Here is a 16,855-nt window from a genome sequence, read left to right on the forward strand (position 1 = left end):
AAATAAGAGGGGTTTTTAATTACTTTTCGAATCATTTTAATAGTTTACATATCGAAGGTGAGGAGAAAGAATCATGAAGATAAGAAATGCGTTATTAAGTGAAGTAAATGAATTAAGTGAACTTGCACTACATTCAAAAGCAACGTGGAACTATAGCGAAGCATTCATACTTGCTTGTAAGGAAGATTTAACAATTACTGATGAGTACATAAAAAATAATTTTGTATATGTTTTAGAAAACGATAATACGATGATTGGATTTTTCTCATTTTTACGTAATGAAAATGCTCTTGATTTTCTATATATTCATCCTCGTTACAAAGGGAAAGGATACGGGAAAATAATTTGGAAGTATGTAATAGAAAAAGCAAATGAACTAGGCTTAAAAAGTTTTACGATTGATAGTGATCCGAATGCAAAAGGATATTACTTGAAAATGGGCGCACAGTTAATCGGAGAGACACCATCAACGGTCTTTAAGGATCGTTTACTGCCTCTTTTGAAATATGATGTGTAAAACTATTAATAGTAGGGGAAGATTAGAGTGGATGATGTAAAGGAAAAAAGAATATATGAAGCATTAATAAGATCGTGGTCGATTGAAACAAGTTCAAAGTGGACGACTGAGAATCCAGCAAAGGGACAGTGTGGTGTAACGGCTTTGGTCGTTCAAGACATATACGGAGGAGAGATTAAAAAGACAAAAGTAAGAGAGGTGTGGCACTTTTATAACTTTATAGATGGACAGAGGTTTGATTTTACAGAGGCTCAATTTAATGAAAAACTGAATTATATGGATATAGAATCAAATCGAGAAGAAGCATTTGCAGATACAAATGAAAAACAATATTGCATGTTGAAGAAAAAGATAACGAAAGAATTGAAATTATCTTTTGACTCTTAATCTTTAATAAGTTACTATAATGGTGGTAACTTATTAAAGGGAACTTCATAGAGTTGAAAGGGGAAATACTTTTGAAAACAACTTATGTAAACGCTACAATCGTAACGATGAATGAACAAAATGAAGTGATAGAAAATGGATATATCATTGTAGAAAATGATCAAATTATAGATGTGAAGAGCGGAGAATTCGCTAATGATTTTGAAGTAGATGAAGTAATTGACATGAAAGGAAAGTGGGTTTTACCAGGGCTTGTCAATACACATACACACGTTGTAATGAGTCTCTTAAGAGGTATTGGTGATGATATGTTATTACAACCATGGCTTGAGACGAGAATTTGGCCACTTGAAAGTCAGTTTACTCCAGAGCTTGCGGTCGCTAGTACGGAATTAGGATTACTTGAAATGGTGAAAAGTGGTACAACATCATTCTCTGATATGTTTAATCCAATTGGAGTAGATCAAGATGCAATTATGGAAACGGTATCAAAGAGTGGAATGCGAGCTGCTGTTTCAAGAACTTTATTTAGCTTCGGAACGAAAGATGATGAAAAGAAAGCCGTTGAAGAAGCTGAGAAATATGTGAAGCGTTACTATAACGAAAGTGGTATGTTAACTACGATGGTTGCACCGCATAGCCCATATACATGCAGTACAGAACTGTTAGAAGAGTGTGCACGTATTGCAGTAGAAAATCAAACGATGGTTCATATTCACCTTTCGGAAACAGAGCGTGAAGTAAGTGATATTGAAGCACAGTACGGAAAACGTCCAGTAGAATATGCAGCAAGTTGCGGATTGTTTAAACGACCGACGGTTATTGCACACGGTGTAGTATTAAATGACAATGAGCGTGCATTTTTAGCGGAACATGACGTTCGAGTAGCTCATAATCCGAATAGTAATTTAAAACTAGGGTCTGGTATAGCGAATGTAAAAGCGATGTTAGAAGCAGGAATGAAAGTAGGAATTGCAACAGATAGTGTTGCATCTAACAATAATTTAGATATGTTTGAAGAAATGCGCATAGCGACTTTACTACAAAAAGGTATTCACCAAGATGCAACAGCGTTACCGGTTGAAACAGCTCTTACACTTGCAACTAAAGGAGCGGCTGAAGTAATCGGCATGAAACAAACAGGATCACTTGAGGTTGGAAAGTGCGCTGATTTCATTACAATTGATCCGTCTAATAAGCCTCATTTACAACCAGCAGATGAAGTATTATCGCATCTTGTATATGCTGCTAGTGGAAAAGATATAAGCGATGTAATCATTAACGGAAAACGTGTCGTTTGGAATGGCGAATGTAAAACGTTAGATGAAGAGCGTATTATATTTGAAGCAAGTCGATATAAACGAGGTTTACAAAGATAGGTATTTTTAGGCTGTGGAGAAGGTTTTCTCCACAGCCTGTTTTTGTGTTTGAACTTTTTTGGTGCCAACATTGATAAAAAGAGGGAAAGGATAGATTTTTTATGAGGGGAGCTTAAAAAATGATTGTGAGTAGCGTGTATCTGTGTAAGTAGAAGAGTTAATTCTGCAAAATCATTTCTTTTGTGTGATTTAAGCAACAATTCGTTTTGGTTTTATTAAGGAATTTTGAAAAAAATATGACATATTAGCGGGAATGAAAATATAAAACTATTGAAATTTATAAAACAAAAACAGCCCCAAATTTTTAATGAGGAATTGGAGCAGTTTGTGATCCCTTCTATTAGATGTTTAATGAAGCAAAGCCAATGATGTATAACATCTTGCAAGAATTAGATAAAATCGCAGTAGAATTAGAACGTGCAGCTGTTAAATTCCGAGAAGTGGATGAATTGTATGGAGGGAATTTAGTTGACTCTGATATTCAAGAAGGAGCCATGTGTGGAAAACTCCCTCCAAAATCAGAAGAGTCATTTTTCAATAAAAAAGATTTAAATGCTGCATGGACTGGTATTTCTACTGGGTTTGTAGATGGTGCAGTGGATGCGTGGGAAGGACTGATATCCTTAGGTGATAAAGAAACCTGGCTGAATATGAAAGATGCAATTGTAAACTATAGGGAGACTATTCCTGCTGCATGGAACACCGTATCAGATACGTTTATGAATAAATTTTGGAATGGGGATCTGGAAAGTAGAGAGCATTATGTAGCTTATGGTATAGCAACGATTTTCTTCGCTTCAGGAGTGAATAACTCTTTGAAATCTTTTGCGTTTCCTTCTTTTTCATCTTCTTCGGGATCATGATTATTTTCACATGCTGTAAATAAGCTGCGAGAAGATACAAGAGTAATTAAAATTAAAGATGGACGGCCAGTTGGATATGTGGGAATTATAACCAAAAATTCACCTTATTATTTTATATGTGTTTTTTGTTGAAAATCAAAAAGATTCCAAGATAGTCCGTACCCTGTTAAATAAGAAAACTTTTTTCTTGAACGAATAAATATTCAAAAGAATGTCGCATCTTTCTGCTAGCATTTCTGCTATAATATATAACGTTTTATAATATTATATTTTTAAGGAGAACAACTCATGAAGCGAAAAAAGAGCCATTTAATGGTAATGGCACTTGTTACATCTTTATTATTAACAGCTTGTAATAATAAAGCGAATAAAAGTGAAACAGAGGCAAAAAAACAAGTATTACATGTAACAGTATCTGAAGAAATTCCTTCTCTTGATACTGCGAAAACGATGGATGGTACATCAGCACATGTTATGCAAAACATATTTGAAGGTTTGTATGTATTAGATGATCAAGATCAGCCTATTCCAGCGGTAGCAAAATCGTTTAAAAGAAGTGAAGATGGTAAAAAATATACATTTGATTTGCGTAAAGATGCAAAATGGTCAAATGGAGACAGTGTGACAGCAAATGATTTTATGTTTGCATGGAAACGTGCAATTAATCCTGAAACAGCGTCTCAATATGCGTACATGCTCTTTTACGTGAAAAATGCAAAAGAGGTAAATAAGGGAACAATGCCTCTTGATGAATTTGGGGTTAAAGTTATAAATGATTATAAGTTAGAAGTGGAACTCGAACAGCCAATCCCGTATTTTTTACAGCTGTTAGCACTACCTATTTACTTACCACAGCATGAATCATTTTTGAAAGAACAAGGAAAGAATTATGCATTAGAACCTAGTAATCTCATATATAATGGGCCATTTGTATTAGAGAAATGGAAGCATGAACAAGAGTTTCAATTAAAGAAAAATGCTACATATTGGGATGAAAAGAAAGTGAAATTAGACGAGATAAACTTTCAAATTGTAAAGGATACAATGACCGCTGTTAATTTATACGAAGCTGGTAATTTGGACCGGGTGCCTATTAATTCTCAATTTGTAGACAAGTATAAAGGGTATAAGGAGTTACATATGTCGAGCGAACCTGCAATTGCTATGCTACGTTTTAATGAAAAAAATAGTGCGTTAGCAAATAAGAAAGTGCGTCAGGCTATTTCATTCGCGTTAAATAAAGAGGATTTCGTTACTCATTTTATTAATAACGGAGCAAAACCTGCAAGTGGACTTGTACCAGCTGGTCATATAAATGAAGAGACTGGTAAAGATTTTAGAAGAGAAAACGGAAATCTTTCTTCATATGATTTGCAAAATGCGAAAAAGATTTGGGAAGAAGCGAAAAAAGAGCTTGGGGTAGAACAAGTAAACCTCGAGTTATTAACGTTTGAACAAGATAATGCAAAACGTATGGCAGAATATATAAAAGGTGATTTAGAAAAGCATTTGCAAGGACTAACGATACAAATTAAACAACAGCCATTTAAGCAAAAATTACAGTTAGAACAAATAGGAGATTACGATATAACTATGGCAAATTGGGGACCTGACTATAAAGACCCAATTAGTTATTTAGAACTCTTTACGACGAGTAATCCGAATAACAAAATGAATTACTCTAATTCTCGTTACGATGAATTAATAAAGAAAGCAAAAACTGATCTCGTACTAGAACCAGAGAAACGATGGGGAGCATTGCTAGAAGCTGAGCAGGTATTATTAGAAGATGCAGCTGTAGCGCCGCTGTATCATATTGGTTCAGCATATGTACAAAAGGATTACGTAAAGGGAATTGAAAAGCATCAATTTGGTGGTGTTTATACTTATAAGAATGCTTATATCGCTAATGAATAAATACAAAAAACCTTACTTTTTAAAAGTAAGGTTTTTTACAGAGGAGCAGGGAAATCCTTTGGTAGTGTTCCTAGCATATAAAGAAGGGAAGTGCAAAATTGTAGTTACACATTCATAAGAAGTTGCAACAAATACTATTGAGCAGTTTGTTTAAGTAAAAAGAAGAATAGAAATATAGCATACATGGAATAAGGGAATGCAGTGGAGATTAGCATACAAGCATTCTCTTGCTATAACTATGTTTGTTTTAATTATATACAAAAAATATTAGATTATATATTTTGTCCTTGGTATACTTAAAAGGTAATTTTGGTATTAAGATGGATTGATAGAGGTGTTTGGGTGGAATTATTTGAGTATTATAAAAAAAGGGGGCGGTTTAAGTGTTTAATTGGGACAGGGATTTTTCTCTTTGGATTATATTGTCTGTATAATAGTTGGGGTGATGTTAATTGGGGAGAAATAATATTTATAGTTGTAGCTTCGTTTGTTTTTGGGGGAATTGGATTTTGGCAATTAAGAAAAGGGAATTTATTAAAAGAGAATATAGCTAAAAATGATTTGAAGTTTTGGGATATTGATACTTATGTTTTACTAGAATTACCTCAAAATAATAAACATTACGGTTTATATAATCCTGATGGGACCTATATAGTAGGAACAACTATGGTTTCAGCTGATATAATTTCTTCAAAATTACCTTTTTTAAAAAACAAGCAAGTTATTGGATTGGAAGCAAAGGATGGGGAAATTCTTGCATATTTTCATAGTGAAGTTGAAAACTATGATTGGGCTATTTATGACTCGAATTATAATTGTGTAGGTATGTTTAAAGAAAATATGATACAAGGATTTGGAATGGTACGTGGTTCTTTAATGAATGAAAAAGAGATAAAACTTTCTGAGATTGAAGTAGAATTTGACTTTTTTGAAACGTCTTTTCGTACAATGGATGATCGTATATTAATAAATTGTAAGAGAGGATATATGCCTTTAGAATGGAGCGAAAGATTCGGATTAAATGTACCTATTATTAAAATAGGTAATAATATTTCTAATGCTGAAAAGATATTTGGTTTAGGGGTTCTTTTCTACATTTTAGAAACAATTAAAGTAAGAAAGAGTAGGATTTTTAATGATTAGAGTTTCAAAAATTATTTAAAAAAGAAATTGAAGAAAAGCAGTGATTCTTTTTAGGTGTTGGTGTTTTTGAAATAGTTAAAGAATGAATCTTAATTCACATATACATAAAAAAGGGGAATTTCTATGAAATCATTACGTTTATTTATGATTCTCACTCTTGTTGTATTGTTAAGTGCATGCAATACAGCAACACAAGTCACAAAGGTTCAAAAAAATGGCGAAACGACTTTGAAAATTGGTTCGTTGCAAGGGTATTACGATGTGCAAACGGTTAAAGCTGAAAAAGGAAATGTGGAAATTCCTTATGAAGCAGCCGTTGAGGAAGGTACGATTTTATTGCAAGTTACAAAAGATGATAAGGTTATTTATGAAGAAGAAGTTACTTCTCAAAAAGAAGGTTTGCTTTCTTTTGAAGCGCCAAAATCCGGATCATATGATTTAATTGTACGCGTGAAGGGTGAAAAAGAGAAAGCGAAAGAAATTCAAGTACATACTAAGCTATGAAAAAACGGCAAGTGGAGTGCACCCGCTTGCCGTTTCCATTTTCGGTTGATTCTATCACAACATATGTTTATCAATGTAAGAAGTGATCCGCTGAGTCTTACTGTTTATTCCACCGAAATTCTTGATGAAGTTAAAATAAGAGATGGACAAAAGAAAGTGTTACAAACTTGATAACTCTTTTTTACAAGAGAAAAAGACTGGGTTTGATACGTTTGTATTTGAAAGAGTTCTAGATGGTAAAGGGAGGCATAAGGTGAGGGTCTTTTTAGAGAAGGTGCCCAGACTTTACTACAGATATTGATTATAAATGGGGGTAAATAAGTTGAAAAACGTTGAGATTCTAAATAAATACATTGAAGGGTTTTCCGATACTCTCCCTACGTGGTTAAAGTATTTAATTGAGGCAGAGGAGATACATCAAAACTATGAGAATGTACAAGTACTTGGAACATTAAAAACAGATGCGGTGTTGTACTATGTACACCGTACGCTACAAGTGTTAGATGGACTGCCTTTAGATGAAGAAGCGTATCGTATTATTGAAAAGGTACTAACGTATAGTGAACTTGCAAAGGTAGGATCTTTAAAACAGCGGGAGCAATGGAAGAAAAAAGGGATTAATCTATTCGTACATAACGAGGGTTCTGCTGATATCTTTAGTGATATTCAGTTTATTGAACGTGTAGAGACAAACTTAAACTCTACTGAGTATTTGTTTATTCGAGATTTAATTAGAACACATGGATTAATCGGGCAGTATATACGCGGGGAGGCTCGTTTGGACTCTCATGTTGATTTAATTAACACATATAAAGAAGAATACGGAGACGTTAGGTTAAAGGAGATTCTATACTATCTTAACCAATGTATTATTGAAGGTGTATCAAAAGCTTTGTGGAGTGAAGTGAAGAACGATGTGAAGATTACAATTGATGGCCTGTTTGATGGTTATATGGAGCCATTTACTTCTCGTATACATAGACTCACGCCAAAACATAAGGAGTCGGTATTTGAAAAAGATATAATTATGGGAAGCGAGAAGAGTGACGTTCAAACATTCTTATCCGATAAGGATTTGTGGTATGTAGAACCGTCTATGCATGCTCTTAGCTTCGAGGATATTTGGACAGTGTTTGTTATGTTAAAGAATGAGATAGGCACTAGAAAGGTTCAGCATATACATTTCGAGAAATTGATGCAGCAGTTGCACTATGATTTCAAAGGCGAGAAAAAGGACAACGTATATCGTAAGCGGGTTATTGAGAAGTATCTACGGGAGTACCGTGAGAATGAGAAGCCGAATACAACGCATGTTTCTTTTAAGGTTAAAGTCGATGAAGATATGAAAACTGCGTATGTGTCGTTTCAGTTTTCTGCTGTAGGTGAGGCGTTAATTACCTTCTGTGTAGAGGCAGAAAAGATAGATATGATGCATGCTCGGGCAAATGTGCTGCTGTTTGATTTCTTCGGGTTACGAAAGGATGCATATGATAGATTCCATAACGAAGAAGTGTATCTAGAGCATATGAATAGCTCAGCTGATGATAAACGAATTATTCTTGATTATATAAAGGGAGATACGATTGTAGATGTCGGAGCCGGTGGCGGTGTCATGTTAGACATGATCGAAGAAGAGACCGAGGATAAACGAATCTACGGTATCGATATTTCTGAAAACGTAATTGATACGTTGAAAAAGAAGAAGCAGAACGAGGGGCGTTCTTGGTACGTCATTAAAGGGGATGCAATCAACTTAAGCAGCTCGTTTGAAAAAGAATCGGTTGATACGATTGTATATTCTTCTATCCTTCATGAGCTGTTCTCTTATATCGAGTATGAAGGTAAGAAATTCAATCATGAAGTAATTAAAAAGGGGCTGCAGAGTGCCTATGAGGTGTTAAAACCTGGAGGTCGTATTATCATTCGTGATGGTATCATGACCGAAGATAAAACGTTAATGCGTGTGATTCATTTTAAAGATGCAGGCGGAATGAAGTTCTTAGAGCAGTATGCCCATGAATTTAAGGGGCGTATAATCCAGTATGAGGTACTTGCAGACAATACAGTCAAAATGTCTGTTAACGATGCAATGGAGTTCTTATATACGTATACATGGGGCGAGGATTCCTTCGTTCACGAGGTGCAAGAGCAGTTTGGAATATTTACGCCAAACGAATATAAGGACTTCGTAAAGGGTATCTTTGGAGATAAAGTAAACATCGTTCAAGCTATGAACTATTTACAGGATGGATATACACAACATCTTAGCGAGAAAATCGAGTTTAAAGATGAGTCTGGGAATGCTGTTGCGCTACCGGATAGTACATTCTTTATGGTTTTAGAAAAGAGGTAATGATGTTGGAAAACTTTAAAAATATAATTTTAAGAAACTTAATTTAATAGTCTGCAGTTAAAGAGCGTATTTTTAGAGTAATGAAAAATTCCTAAATTCTTAACTTTATACCGAGAAACATATCCAAGTGGGTTATTGCCGATTAAAACCGGGAATATTAGAACAAATTCGCTAGCTGAAATCTATCGAAACTCCCCTGTTTTTCAAAATCTTCGTAATCCTGACAAGTATAAGGGAAAGTGTGGTGTTTGTGAGTTTCGATATGTTTGTGGGGGATCTCGTTCTAGAGCATATGCAATGACGGGGGATTATATGGAAAGTGAGCCTTTCTGCGTATACGTACCAAAAGCATTGCGAAAACAGAAAAAGAACATAAAAAAAGGGACATGAGTAAAAGCATACTCATAGCCCTTCTTTAATGTTTTATAATGGAGAGTACTTCGCATCCTTCATTAAAAATTCACTACCTATATCTGCTGTATTGAAACAAGTTTTTTACACATGTATTCTATTAAACCGATTTTAATAAAGAATAAAAATTCGTATCATAAGGAATGTCATCTTGATACATATAATTTTTTAGAACGCCTTCTTTTTCAAATCCTAATTTTAATAGCACTTTATTAGAAGCTTCATTTTCAAGAAATACAATTGCCCCAATACGCTTTAAATGAATGGTATGGAAACCGTATGATATAACTTCAGAAACAGCTTCAGTTGCATATCCTTTTCCCCAGTGTTCAGGTAAAAAGGCATAACTTAAATTGGCCCGTTTATGCTCAGAAGACCAATCGTGAAAACCGATGGTACCAATGAGTTCTTTTTTGTCCTTTAATTCAATTCCCCATTTTATACCGCTTCTTGCATTGTAACTCAGTTTAAAGTTATGAATGACTTGTTTCACTTGATCAATATCTTGTAATGGTTTTTGGCCATAATAGCGCAGTACGTCAGTATTAGAGAAGCATTGTAGTATACTCGGTGCATCTTCTTCAGTAAGTTCTCTTAAAATGAGTCGGTCGGTTTTCAATATAGGAAACATGCTTTCACTCCATTTCTTTTGAAACTAGAATGTGTTGTTATTATATAATCTAGTCTGAAAATAAAGATTATTCAAGAGGGAAGTACGGTTTTAATTTGTGATAAAATTGATTGTGGAATATATTTCAAAAAGAGGTTTGTATATGGTGAAAAACTCAATTTTAATTGTAGATGATGATCAAGATATTGTTCGATTTGTTAATGCGAATTTAATGCAAGAAGGTTTTAAAGTTTTAAGTGCTCATAACGGAGAAGAGGCTTTAAAAATCATAAATAATAACAGTATTCAACTTGCTATTTTGGATATTATGATGCCACAAATGGATGGGATAGAATTGTGCAGAAGGATTAGAGAGAAACATAGTTTACCAATTATGTTTTTAAGCGCAAAATCATCGGATGTAGATAAGGTAATAGGATTTAGTACGGGAGCAGATGATTATATTGTGAAGCCGTTTAGTACAATTGAATTTATAGCGAGAGTGAAAGCTCAATTAAGAAGGTATACATATTTCAATCAAAATGCTGTCCAAGTAATAGAAAAGAAAATAAGTATTAGAGGTTTAGAAATAGATGAAGTGTCTAGAACAGTAATGTTATACGGAGAAATAATCAATCTTACGAAAACTGAATATGATATTTTGTACTTAATGGCGGCTGCGAAGAATCGTGTTTTTACTATTGAAGAAATATATGAAAGCGTTTGGAAAGAAAGGGCTTATGAAAGCAATAATACAGTAATGGTTCATATCGCAAGATTAAGAAATAAAATTGAAGAGAATCCAAAAGAACCGAAGTTTATTCAAAATGTTTGGGGAGTCGGATATAAAATTGAAGATTAAATTATTACAAGGCATTAGAGCTAAGTTTTTTATCGCATTCATATGTAGCATCTTATTAGCGACTGTAAGTATAATAGTGTTTCAAATTTTGGTTGGAAATATATATAGTCAGGTTAATGTTTTAGAGGAAAAATATTCATTTTTATATTTTATAGTTTTTTTGATTTTTACTACAACATACTTTGCATTCATGACAAAAACGCTGATGAAAAGGTTGTCTCAAATTAACAAGAACGTGAAAGAAATAAGTGAAGGTAATTTTGAAATACATATACCTATTTCGAAAAGCGATGAGATTGGTGAACTAGCGGCAAATGTAAATAGAATGGCCAAAAGTTTAAAAGAGTCTATCGAGAATGAAAAAAATCACAGGAAATGAAAAATGAAATGATTAGTAATATTTCGCATGACTTACGAACACCAGTAACATCTTTAATTGGTTACGCGGACTTGTTAGGAAATAAGCTGCATGCAAATGGAGAAGAATGTGAACAGTATGTAAGTATATTAAAGCGAAAAAGTTATGAATTAAAAAATCAAGTAGATGATTTATTAGAATACTGTCAAATAAATTATAGAGAGATTGAATTACATAAAAGTGTAGTAAATATGAAAGCATTAATGGAACAAATTATGATTGATTTTGTACCACAACTAGATGATGCCAATATGAGCTTTTGTATAAAAGGTGATAAGAAGTTACATGTGGAAATGGATGTAGCGCTTATGGTGAGGGTATTCGAAAATGTAATTAGTAATAGTATTATGTACGGAAAAGACGGAAAGGAGATTGTAATTCAAGTTTCTAAAAGAGACATGAATGTTGAAATAGAAATTAAAAATTTTGGGCAATGTATTCCGGATGAGAACTTACCTTACGTTTTTGAGAAGTTTTATCGCGGTGAAAAATCACGCAGCTCTCATACAGGTGGAAAAGGAATGGGGCTTGCAATTGCGAGAAGCATAGCAGAGTTTCATAAAGGGGATATCACTGTGCGCAGTAACGAGAAAGAAACTGTTTTCACTATCGCTTTACCGCAGCATAAAGAATTGTAAGAAAGTCGTAAGTATTTCTTTTATATGTCGTAATTTTTAATTCGTATCATGTAGAACAAAGATATGAGAGTAGGGATGCGACATGTGGAAGAAATATGTATTAGTAATTTTAGTTGCTGTTTTACTTACAAGTTGGAGTATAGTTTATTTAGCTAAAGGTGTTATATCAGTCATTGGGTGGTGGAGTATACAAGCCTTTAGCATAGTATCACTCTTTATTTTAATAGGGGTAACGTTACTAATTGTGTGGAAAGGAATTTTCAGATAACGAATAGATGGAGCGCTACTCTTCATCGTTATTTTCTCTATCATTGGAGCTTGGCCTTTAGGATGGTTTGCGAACATTGGTAGACTTGCTTACCCGGCAGATGTACATTCTACGAGCCCTAAAGTAGTCGTGCGCTTTCCTTTGAATGAACGAGCATTAATTGGCTGGGGCGGTGATCGTTTAGAAACGAACTATCACGTTATCAAACCGAATGAACGATGGGCATATGATATTCTCATTCCACCTGCTGAAGTGAAAAGTAGTAAGTTAGAGGATTATGGAATATATGGAGCGAAAGTAATAGCACCAGCTACTGGAACAGTTGTATCCATCAATAATGATGAAAAAGATGTAGAGCCTGGATCGGATGATTTTCAATCAATGGCGGGTAATCATATTTATATACGACTAGATGAATCAGGGACATATTTAATTCTTGCCCATTTAAAGCAAGGATCCATTAAAGTTAAAGAAGGACAACATGTAAATGAAGGAGAATTTCTTGCTCAGGTCGGTAACTCAGGAAGTTCAAGTGAGCCACATTTACATATTCATCATCAAAGGCAGGATCCATCAAAGGTAAGTATGTTTTTAGCGGAAGGATTGCCGCTGTATTTTCAAACTGAAAAAGGTGCGATGATGCCAGAAAGAGGAGAATATATAAGAGGTAATTAGGGGGAAGCGCTGATGTGGGAGAAATATTATATTGAAACTGATAGAGGGAAATTTGAGTATTTTCAAAAGGGAGAAGGAAAACCACTTTGTGTAACACATTTATACAGTGAGTTTAATAGTAATGGTAATTTATTTGCTTCTGCATTTACGAATCATTACACAGTGTATCTTATAAACTTAAGAGGATGCGGAAATTCTACACATGACACCACTAAATATAATTTGGGAATGGTAGATGCAGTACGTGATTTAGAAGCGATACGTGAGGCGTTGAATTTTAAAGATTGGACGTATGCAGGTCATTCAACAGGTGGAATGCTAGCTTTACAATATGCGATAATGTGTCCAGAGAGGCTTGTAAAAATTATAGCTGGCGGATTATGTGCATCAGCCGAGTATATGAATCACAAAAATAGTATTTATTGTAGAGATAATGATCAAAATGCTCGTTTAAGAGAAATATTTGCAGTGCTCAGGGACGTAGCTTCTACAATTGATGAGAGGCGTGACGTAAATAAAGAGTGGACAATGATGTCTTTATATAATGAATCAGCGTATGATGAAATGATTGCTAGACCGAACAGCGGTAAAACAGTATCAAAGCGTCTTGATTATTTTTCTTATAAGGAGTTACCTACATTTGATTTACGTTTACAATTAGAGAATGTAAATATACCAGCCCATATTTACGCTGGAATTTATGATGCGCAGTGTCCGTATGAATTTGCAGTGGAAGTAGCGGAGCTTATGCCAAATGCGATAATGTCGACATTTGAATACAGTAATCATTTTCCATTTATTGAGGAGGAAGAAGAGTTTATAAAATTTGTTGAAAGCACGGTCTGTCATGTAAATGGATGATGAAAATCTATAATTTAAAAAGAAGAAGGCTGTCTTCAACAAAAATTTGAGACAGCCTTCTTCTTTCATTATCCTACAAACGTTTGATACAGTAAGAAAATATTTAAAATGATAACAAGTATAGCAATGATCCAAGCGATAAAGGTAGTTATGCGGTGATTAACGAGTGCACCCATAATTTTTTTACTACTTGTAAACATAATAAGTGGTACTAATGCAAAGGCAATACCGAATGATAAGACGACTTGACTCATGACTAGAGCGTAAGTTGGATTTACACCTAAAGCGATAATAACTAATGGTGGAATCATTGTAATAAATCGGCGTAAGTATAACGGAATATGCATTCGAATGAAACCTTGCATAATAATATCACCTGACATTGTACCGACAGAAGAGCTAGATAGTCCTGCTGATAAGAGACCAATTCCAAATAAAGCAGCTGATACAGGACCGACTAAGTTGCTAAACTGGTTAAAAGCGACATCAAGATCTTCGACATGCAAGCCGTTTTTAAAGAATAGTGCAGCAGCAACAATTAACATACTTGCATTAATTGCTCCAGCGATAATCATTGCGATAATGATATCAATAAACTCGAAACGAAAAATCTTTTTCTTTTGTTCATCATTTGTTCCGACTACGCGGCGCTGTGTTAAGGCGGAATGTAAATAGATTGCGTGCGGCATAACTGTCGCACCTAAAATTCCGGCTGCAAGTAATATACTGTCTACGCCTTGGAATTTTGGGATGAAAAGTCCTGAAAGTAGAGGACTTAATTCCGGTTTTGCATAAAAGACTTGTACACCAAAAGCGATAACAACGATAAAAATCATTCCTGTTATAATCGCTTCTAATGGACGGAAGCCTCTACGTTGAAATTCGAGAATAATAAATGATCCAGCAGCTGTAATTAAAGCAGCTGGTAACATTGGAATTCCAAATAATAAATACAATCCGAGTGCTGCCCCGATAAATTCAGCTAAATCAGTCGCCATAATAACGAGTTCACCTTGTATCCATAAGCCGATGGAAACAGGTTTTGGGAAGTTTTCTCGAGCAATTTCAGGAAGGTTTCTACCTGTAGCGATTCCTAATTTAGCTGATAAAGTTTGGATTAATACAGCCATTAAATTAGAAGCGAGAATTACCCAGAGTAATAAATATCCGTATTGTGATCCAGCGGCAATATTTGTCGCGAAATTGCCAGGGTCAATATAAGCGACTGAAGCAATAAAAGCAGGACCTAGGAATGGTAATAGTCTTTTTAATCCTTTCGTTTGTCCGCTTAATGCTAAATGCGCTGATTGAACAGTTGTACTTTGAGAAGGGACATGTTCATCTTTTGATATATCTTTATTCATAGTAGTTTTCCCCTTTAAAATGTTAACATAATGAAATTATTGTAAGTATTCTTATTGTTTATTTCAATACATTTAAATGTATTAGATGATATTTTTATTTGAACATAAATGTTTCCTTAGTGCAAATTATATGTCTTTATACAATGAATGGTGTAGCGTTATTAAAAATTGGGAGTTTATGGTGTGATGACGTGGGGAAACATAATGAATTAAAGGGCTGTTTTTGAAATTTATGTGAAAATAAAGCCGATAATACAGCATATTAATTGATGGAATTGCATTTGTATGATATATAATATATTGGGATTACAACATAACCATAGTGTTTTGGTGTGTAATCTTGTTTTTTTATTTTTGTTAACTGATAGAAAATAGTATAAAGAGAAGAAAATGGGATTCATTTTCTTATTATATATGTTTTGATATGAACGTTAACTTATACATGATTTTAAAAATTAGATAGGTGGTAGAAATACATTGGCAACTACAAAACCATACAGAGTATTACTATATTACATGTACACAACAATTGAAAACCCAGAAGAATTCGCGGCAGAGCATTTAGAATTTTGTAATTCACTTGAGTTAAAGGGAAGAATCCTTGTAGCTAAAGAAGGTATTAACGGAACTTGTTCTGGTACTGTAGAACAAACAGAGAAATACATGGAAGCAATGAACAACGATCCACGTTTTGACGGTATCGTATTTAAAATAGATGAAGCTGATGGTCATGCATTCAAGAAAATGCACGTGCGTCCTCGTCCAGAGTTAGTTACACTTCGTCTAGAAGATGATATTAACCCACACGAAATAACTGGGAAGTATTTAGAGCCAAAAGATTTTTATGAAGCAATGAAACAAGAAGATACAGTTATCATTGATGCGCGAAATGATTATGAATTTGATTTAGGTCACTTCAAAGGTGCGATCAAACCTGATATCGAATCATTCCGTGAATTACCAGATTGGATTCGTGAAAATAAAGAAGTACTTGAAGGCAAAAAGATTTTAACTTATTGTACAGGTGGAATTCGTTGCGAGAAGTTTTCTGGTTGGTTAGTTCGTGAAGGCTATGAAGATGTAAGTCAGCTTCACGGCGGTATTGTAACGTACGGAAAAGACCCAGAAGTACAAGGTGAGCTTTGGGATGGACAATGTTACGTGTTCGATGAGCGTATCGCTGTACCAGTAAACCAAAAAGAACATGTTATCGTTGGTAAAGACCACTTTACAGGTGAACCTTGTGAGCGCTATGTAAACTGTGCAAATCCAGAATGTAACAAGAAAATTTTATGTTCTGAAGAAAACGAAGCGAAATATTTACGTGCATGTTCTCACGAATGCCGTGTAAGCCCACGTAACCGCTACGTAATACAACATGAATTAACGGAAGAGGAAGTAGCTGCTGCATTAGAGAAAATCGAAGCAGGGAAGTAAGCTATAATAGTGTAAAAAAGTACTCCAAACTAAAATTTGGAGTACTTTTTTATGTGTGTTTTTGTCAGTTTTTGTCGGTAAGTCGATATATCTTAAAAATCGCTGATATATTTTGAGTTGCGCTGATATATTTGAAAAATCGCTGATATATTTCGAGTTGCGCTGATATAATGGTTCCGTCAAGAAGTCTGTGTAATTTGATAAGGCCCAATACATTGGTTTATCCAGTATGAATTTATAATGATTTG

Annotated in this window: 12 protein-coding genes and 4 pseudogenes; 14 read left to right on the forward strand and 2 right to left on the reverse strand. The window is 34.4% G+C overall.

All coding sequences use genetic code 11. The features are described from left to right. The first annotated feature begins 73 nt into the window (after positions 1-73). The 9 genes and pseudogenes from FH036_RS13175 to FH036_RS13220 all read left to right on the forward strand — a co-directional run. Positions 74-517 (forward strand): GNAT family N-acetyltransferase, encoded by a 444-nt coding sequence (locus tag FH036_RS13175; protein ID WP_139895851.1) that lies wholly within the window; start codon positions 74-76, stop codon positions 515-517. A 27-nt stretch (positions 518-544) separates the two neighbouring features. Then, entirely contained in the window at positions 545-904 is a 360-nt protein-coding gene (locus FH036_RS13180) for a YunG family protein (protein WP_138322170.1), read from the forward strand. Positions 905-957: 53 nt separating this feature from the next. Then, a complete protein-coding gene (locus tag FH036_RS13185; RefSeq protein ID WP_139895852.1) occupies positions 958-2,283 on the forward strand; it encodes a bifunctional S-methyl-5'-thioadenosine deaminase/S-adenosylhomocysteine deaminase in 1,326 nt (441 codons plus the stop codon). Positions 2,284-2,627: 344 nt separating this feature from the next. After that, a pseudogene (locus tag FH036_RS13190) lies at positions 2,628-3,071 on the forward strand (WXG100 family type VII secretion target); the annotation flags it as partial. Positions 3,072-3,434: 363 nt separating this feature from the next. Beyond that, positions 3,435-5,063 (forward strand): peptide ABC transporter substrate-binding protein, encoded by a 1,629-nt coding sequence (locus FH036_RS13200; RefSeq protein WP_139895853.1) that lies wholly within the window; start codon positions 3,435-3,437, stop codon positions 5,061-5,063. A gap of 342 nt (positions 5,064-5,405) precedes the next feature. Further along, on the forward strand, positions 5,406-6,206 hold the full coding sequence (locus tag FH036_RS13205) for a hypothetical protein (protein ID WP_000418499.1): 801 nt from the start codon (positions 5,406-5,408) through the stop codon (positions 6,204-6,206). A gap of 123 nt (positions 6,207-6,329) precedes the next feature. Further along, a complete protein-coding gene (locus FH036_RS13210; protein WP_044790445.1) occupies positions 6,330-6,710 on the forward strand; it encodes a BA_1872 family lipoprotein in 381 nt (126 codons plus the stop codon). A gap of 307 nt (positions 6,711-7,017) precedes the next feature. Next, positions 7,018-9,063 (forward strand): class I SAM-dependent methyltransferase, encoded by a 2,046-nt coding sequence (locus FH036_RS13215; protein ID WP_080776368.1) that lies wholly within the window; start codon positions 7,018-7,020, stop codon positions 9,061-9,063. 117 nt (positions 9,064-9,180) lie between these two features. Beyond that, positions 9,181-9,453, forward strand: a pseudogene (locus FH036_RS13220) (SPASM domain-containing protein); the annotation flags it as partial. A gap of 121 nt (positions 9,454-9,574) precedes the next feature. Here the strand turns inward: FH036_RS13220 and FH036_RS13225 are convergent. Then, positions 9,575-10,105, reverse strand: coding sequence for a GNAT family N-acetyltransferase (locus tag FH036_RS13225; protein WP_000483984.1), 531 nt, complete (start codon positions 10,103-10,105; stop codon positions 9,575-9,577). Between the two features lie 142 nt (positions 10,106-10,247). On the opposite strand from FH036_RS13225, the gene FH036_RS13230 reads away from it, so the two are divergent. The 4 genes and pseudogenes from FH036_RS13230 (at position 10,248) to FH036_RS13245 (ending at position 13,806) form a co-directional block, all read left to right on the forward strand. Then, on the forward strand, positions 10,248-10,946 hold the full coding sequence (locus FH036_RS13230; protein WP_000240426.1) for a response regulator transcription factor: 699 nt from the start codon (positions 10,248-10,250) through the stop codon (positions 10,944-10,946). Continuing rightward, a pseudogene (locus tag FH036_RS13235) lies at positions 10,936-12,002 on the forward strand (sensor histidine kinase). The gene FH036_RS13230 and the pseudogene FH036_RS13235 overlap by 11 nt, the downstream one beginning before the upstream one ends. 82 nt (positions 12,003-12,084) lie before the next feature. Beyond that, positions 12,085-12,945 (forward strand): annotated as a pseudogene (locus FH036_RS13240) (M23 family metallopeptidase). Between the two features lie 12 nt (positions 12,946-12,957). Continuing rightward, positions 12,958-13,806, forward strand: coding sequence for an alpha/beta fold hydrolase (locus FH036_RS13245; RefSeq protein ID WP_044790441.1), 849 nt, complete (start codon positions 12,958-12,960; stop codon positions 13,804-13,806). 68 nt (positions 13,807-13,874) lie between these two features. Here the strand turns inward: FH036_RS13245 and FH036_RS13250 are convergent, their stop codons facing one another. Further along, the gene (locus FH036_RS13250) at positions 13,875-15,170 is read right to left on the reverse strand and encodes an Nramp family divalent metal transporter (protein WP_070805763.1); all 1,296 of its coding nucleotides are present in this window, start codon (positions 15,168-15,170) and stop codon (positions 13,875-13,877) included. Positions 15,171-15,647: 477 nt separating this feature from the next. Between FH036_RS13250 and trhO the strand changes: the two genes are divergently transcribed. Beyond that, entirely contained in the window at positions 15,648-16,607 is a 960-nt protein-coding gene (gene trhO, locus FH036_RS13255) for an oxygen-dependent tRNA uridine(34) hydroxylase TrhO (RefSeq protein WP_139895854.1), read from the forward strand. The last annotated feature ends 248 nt before the right edge of the window (positions 16,608-16,855 follow it).

This window comes from Bacillus sp. CD3-5 (assembly GCF_006349665.1).
In the GTDB taxonomy this organism is placed as follows: Bacteria; Bacillota; Bacilli; order Bacillales; family Bacillaceae_G; genus Bacillus_A; species Bacillus_A paranthracis.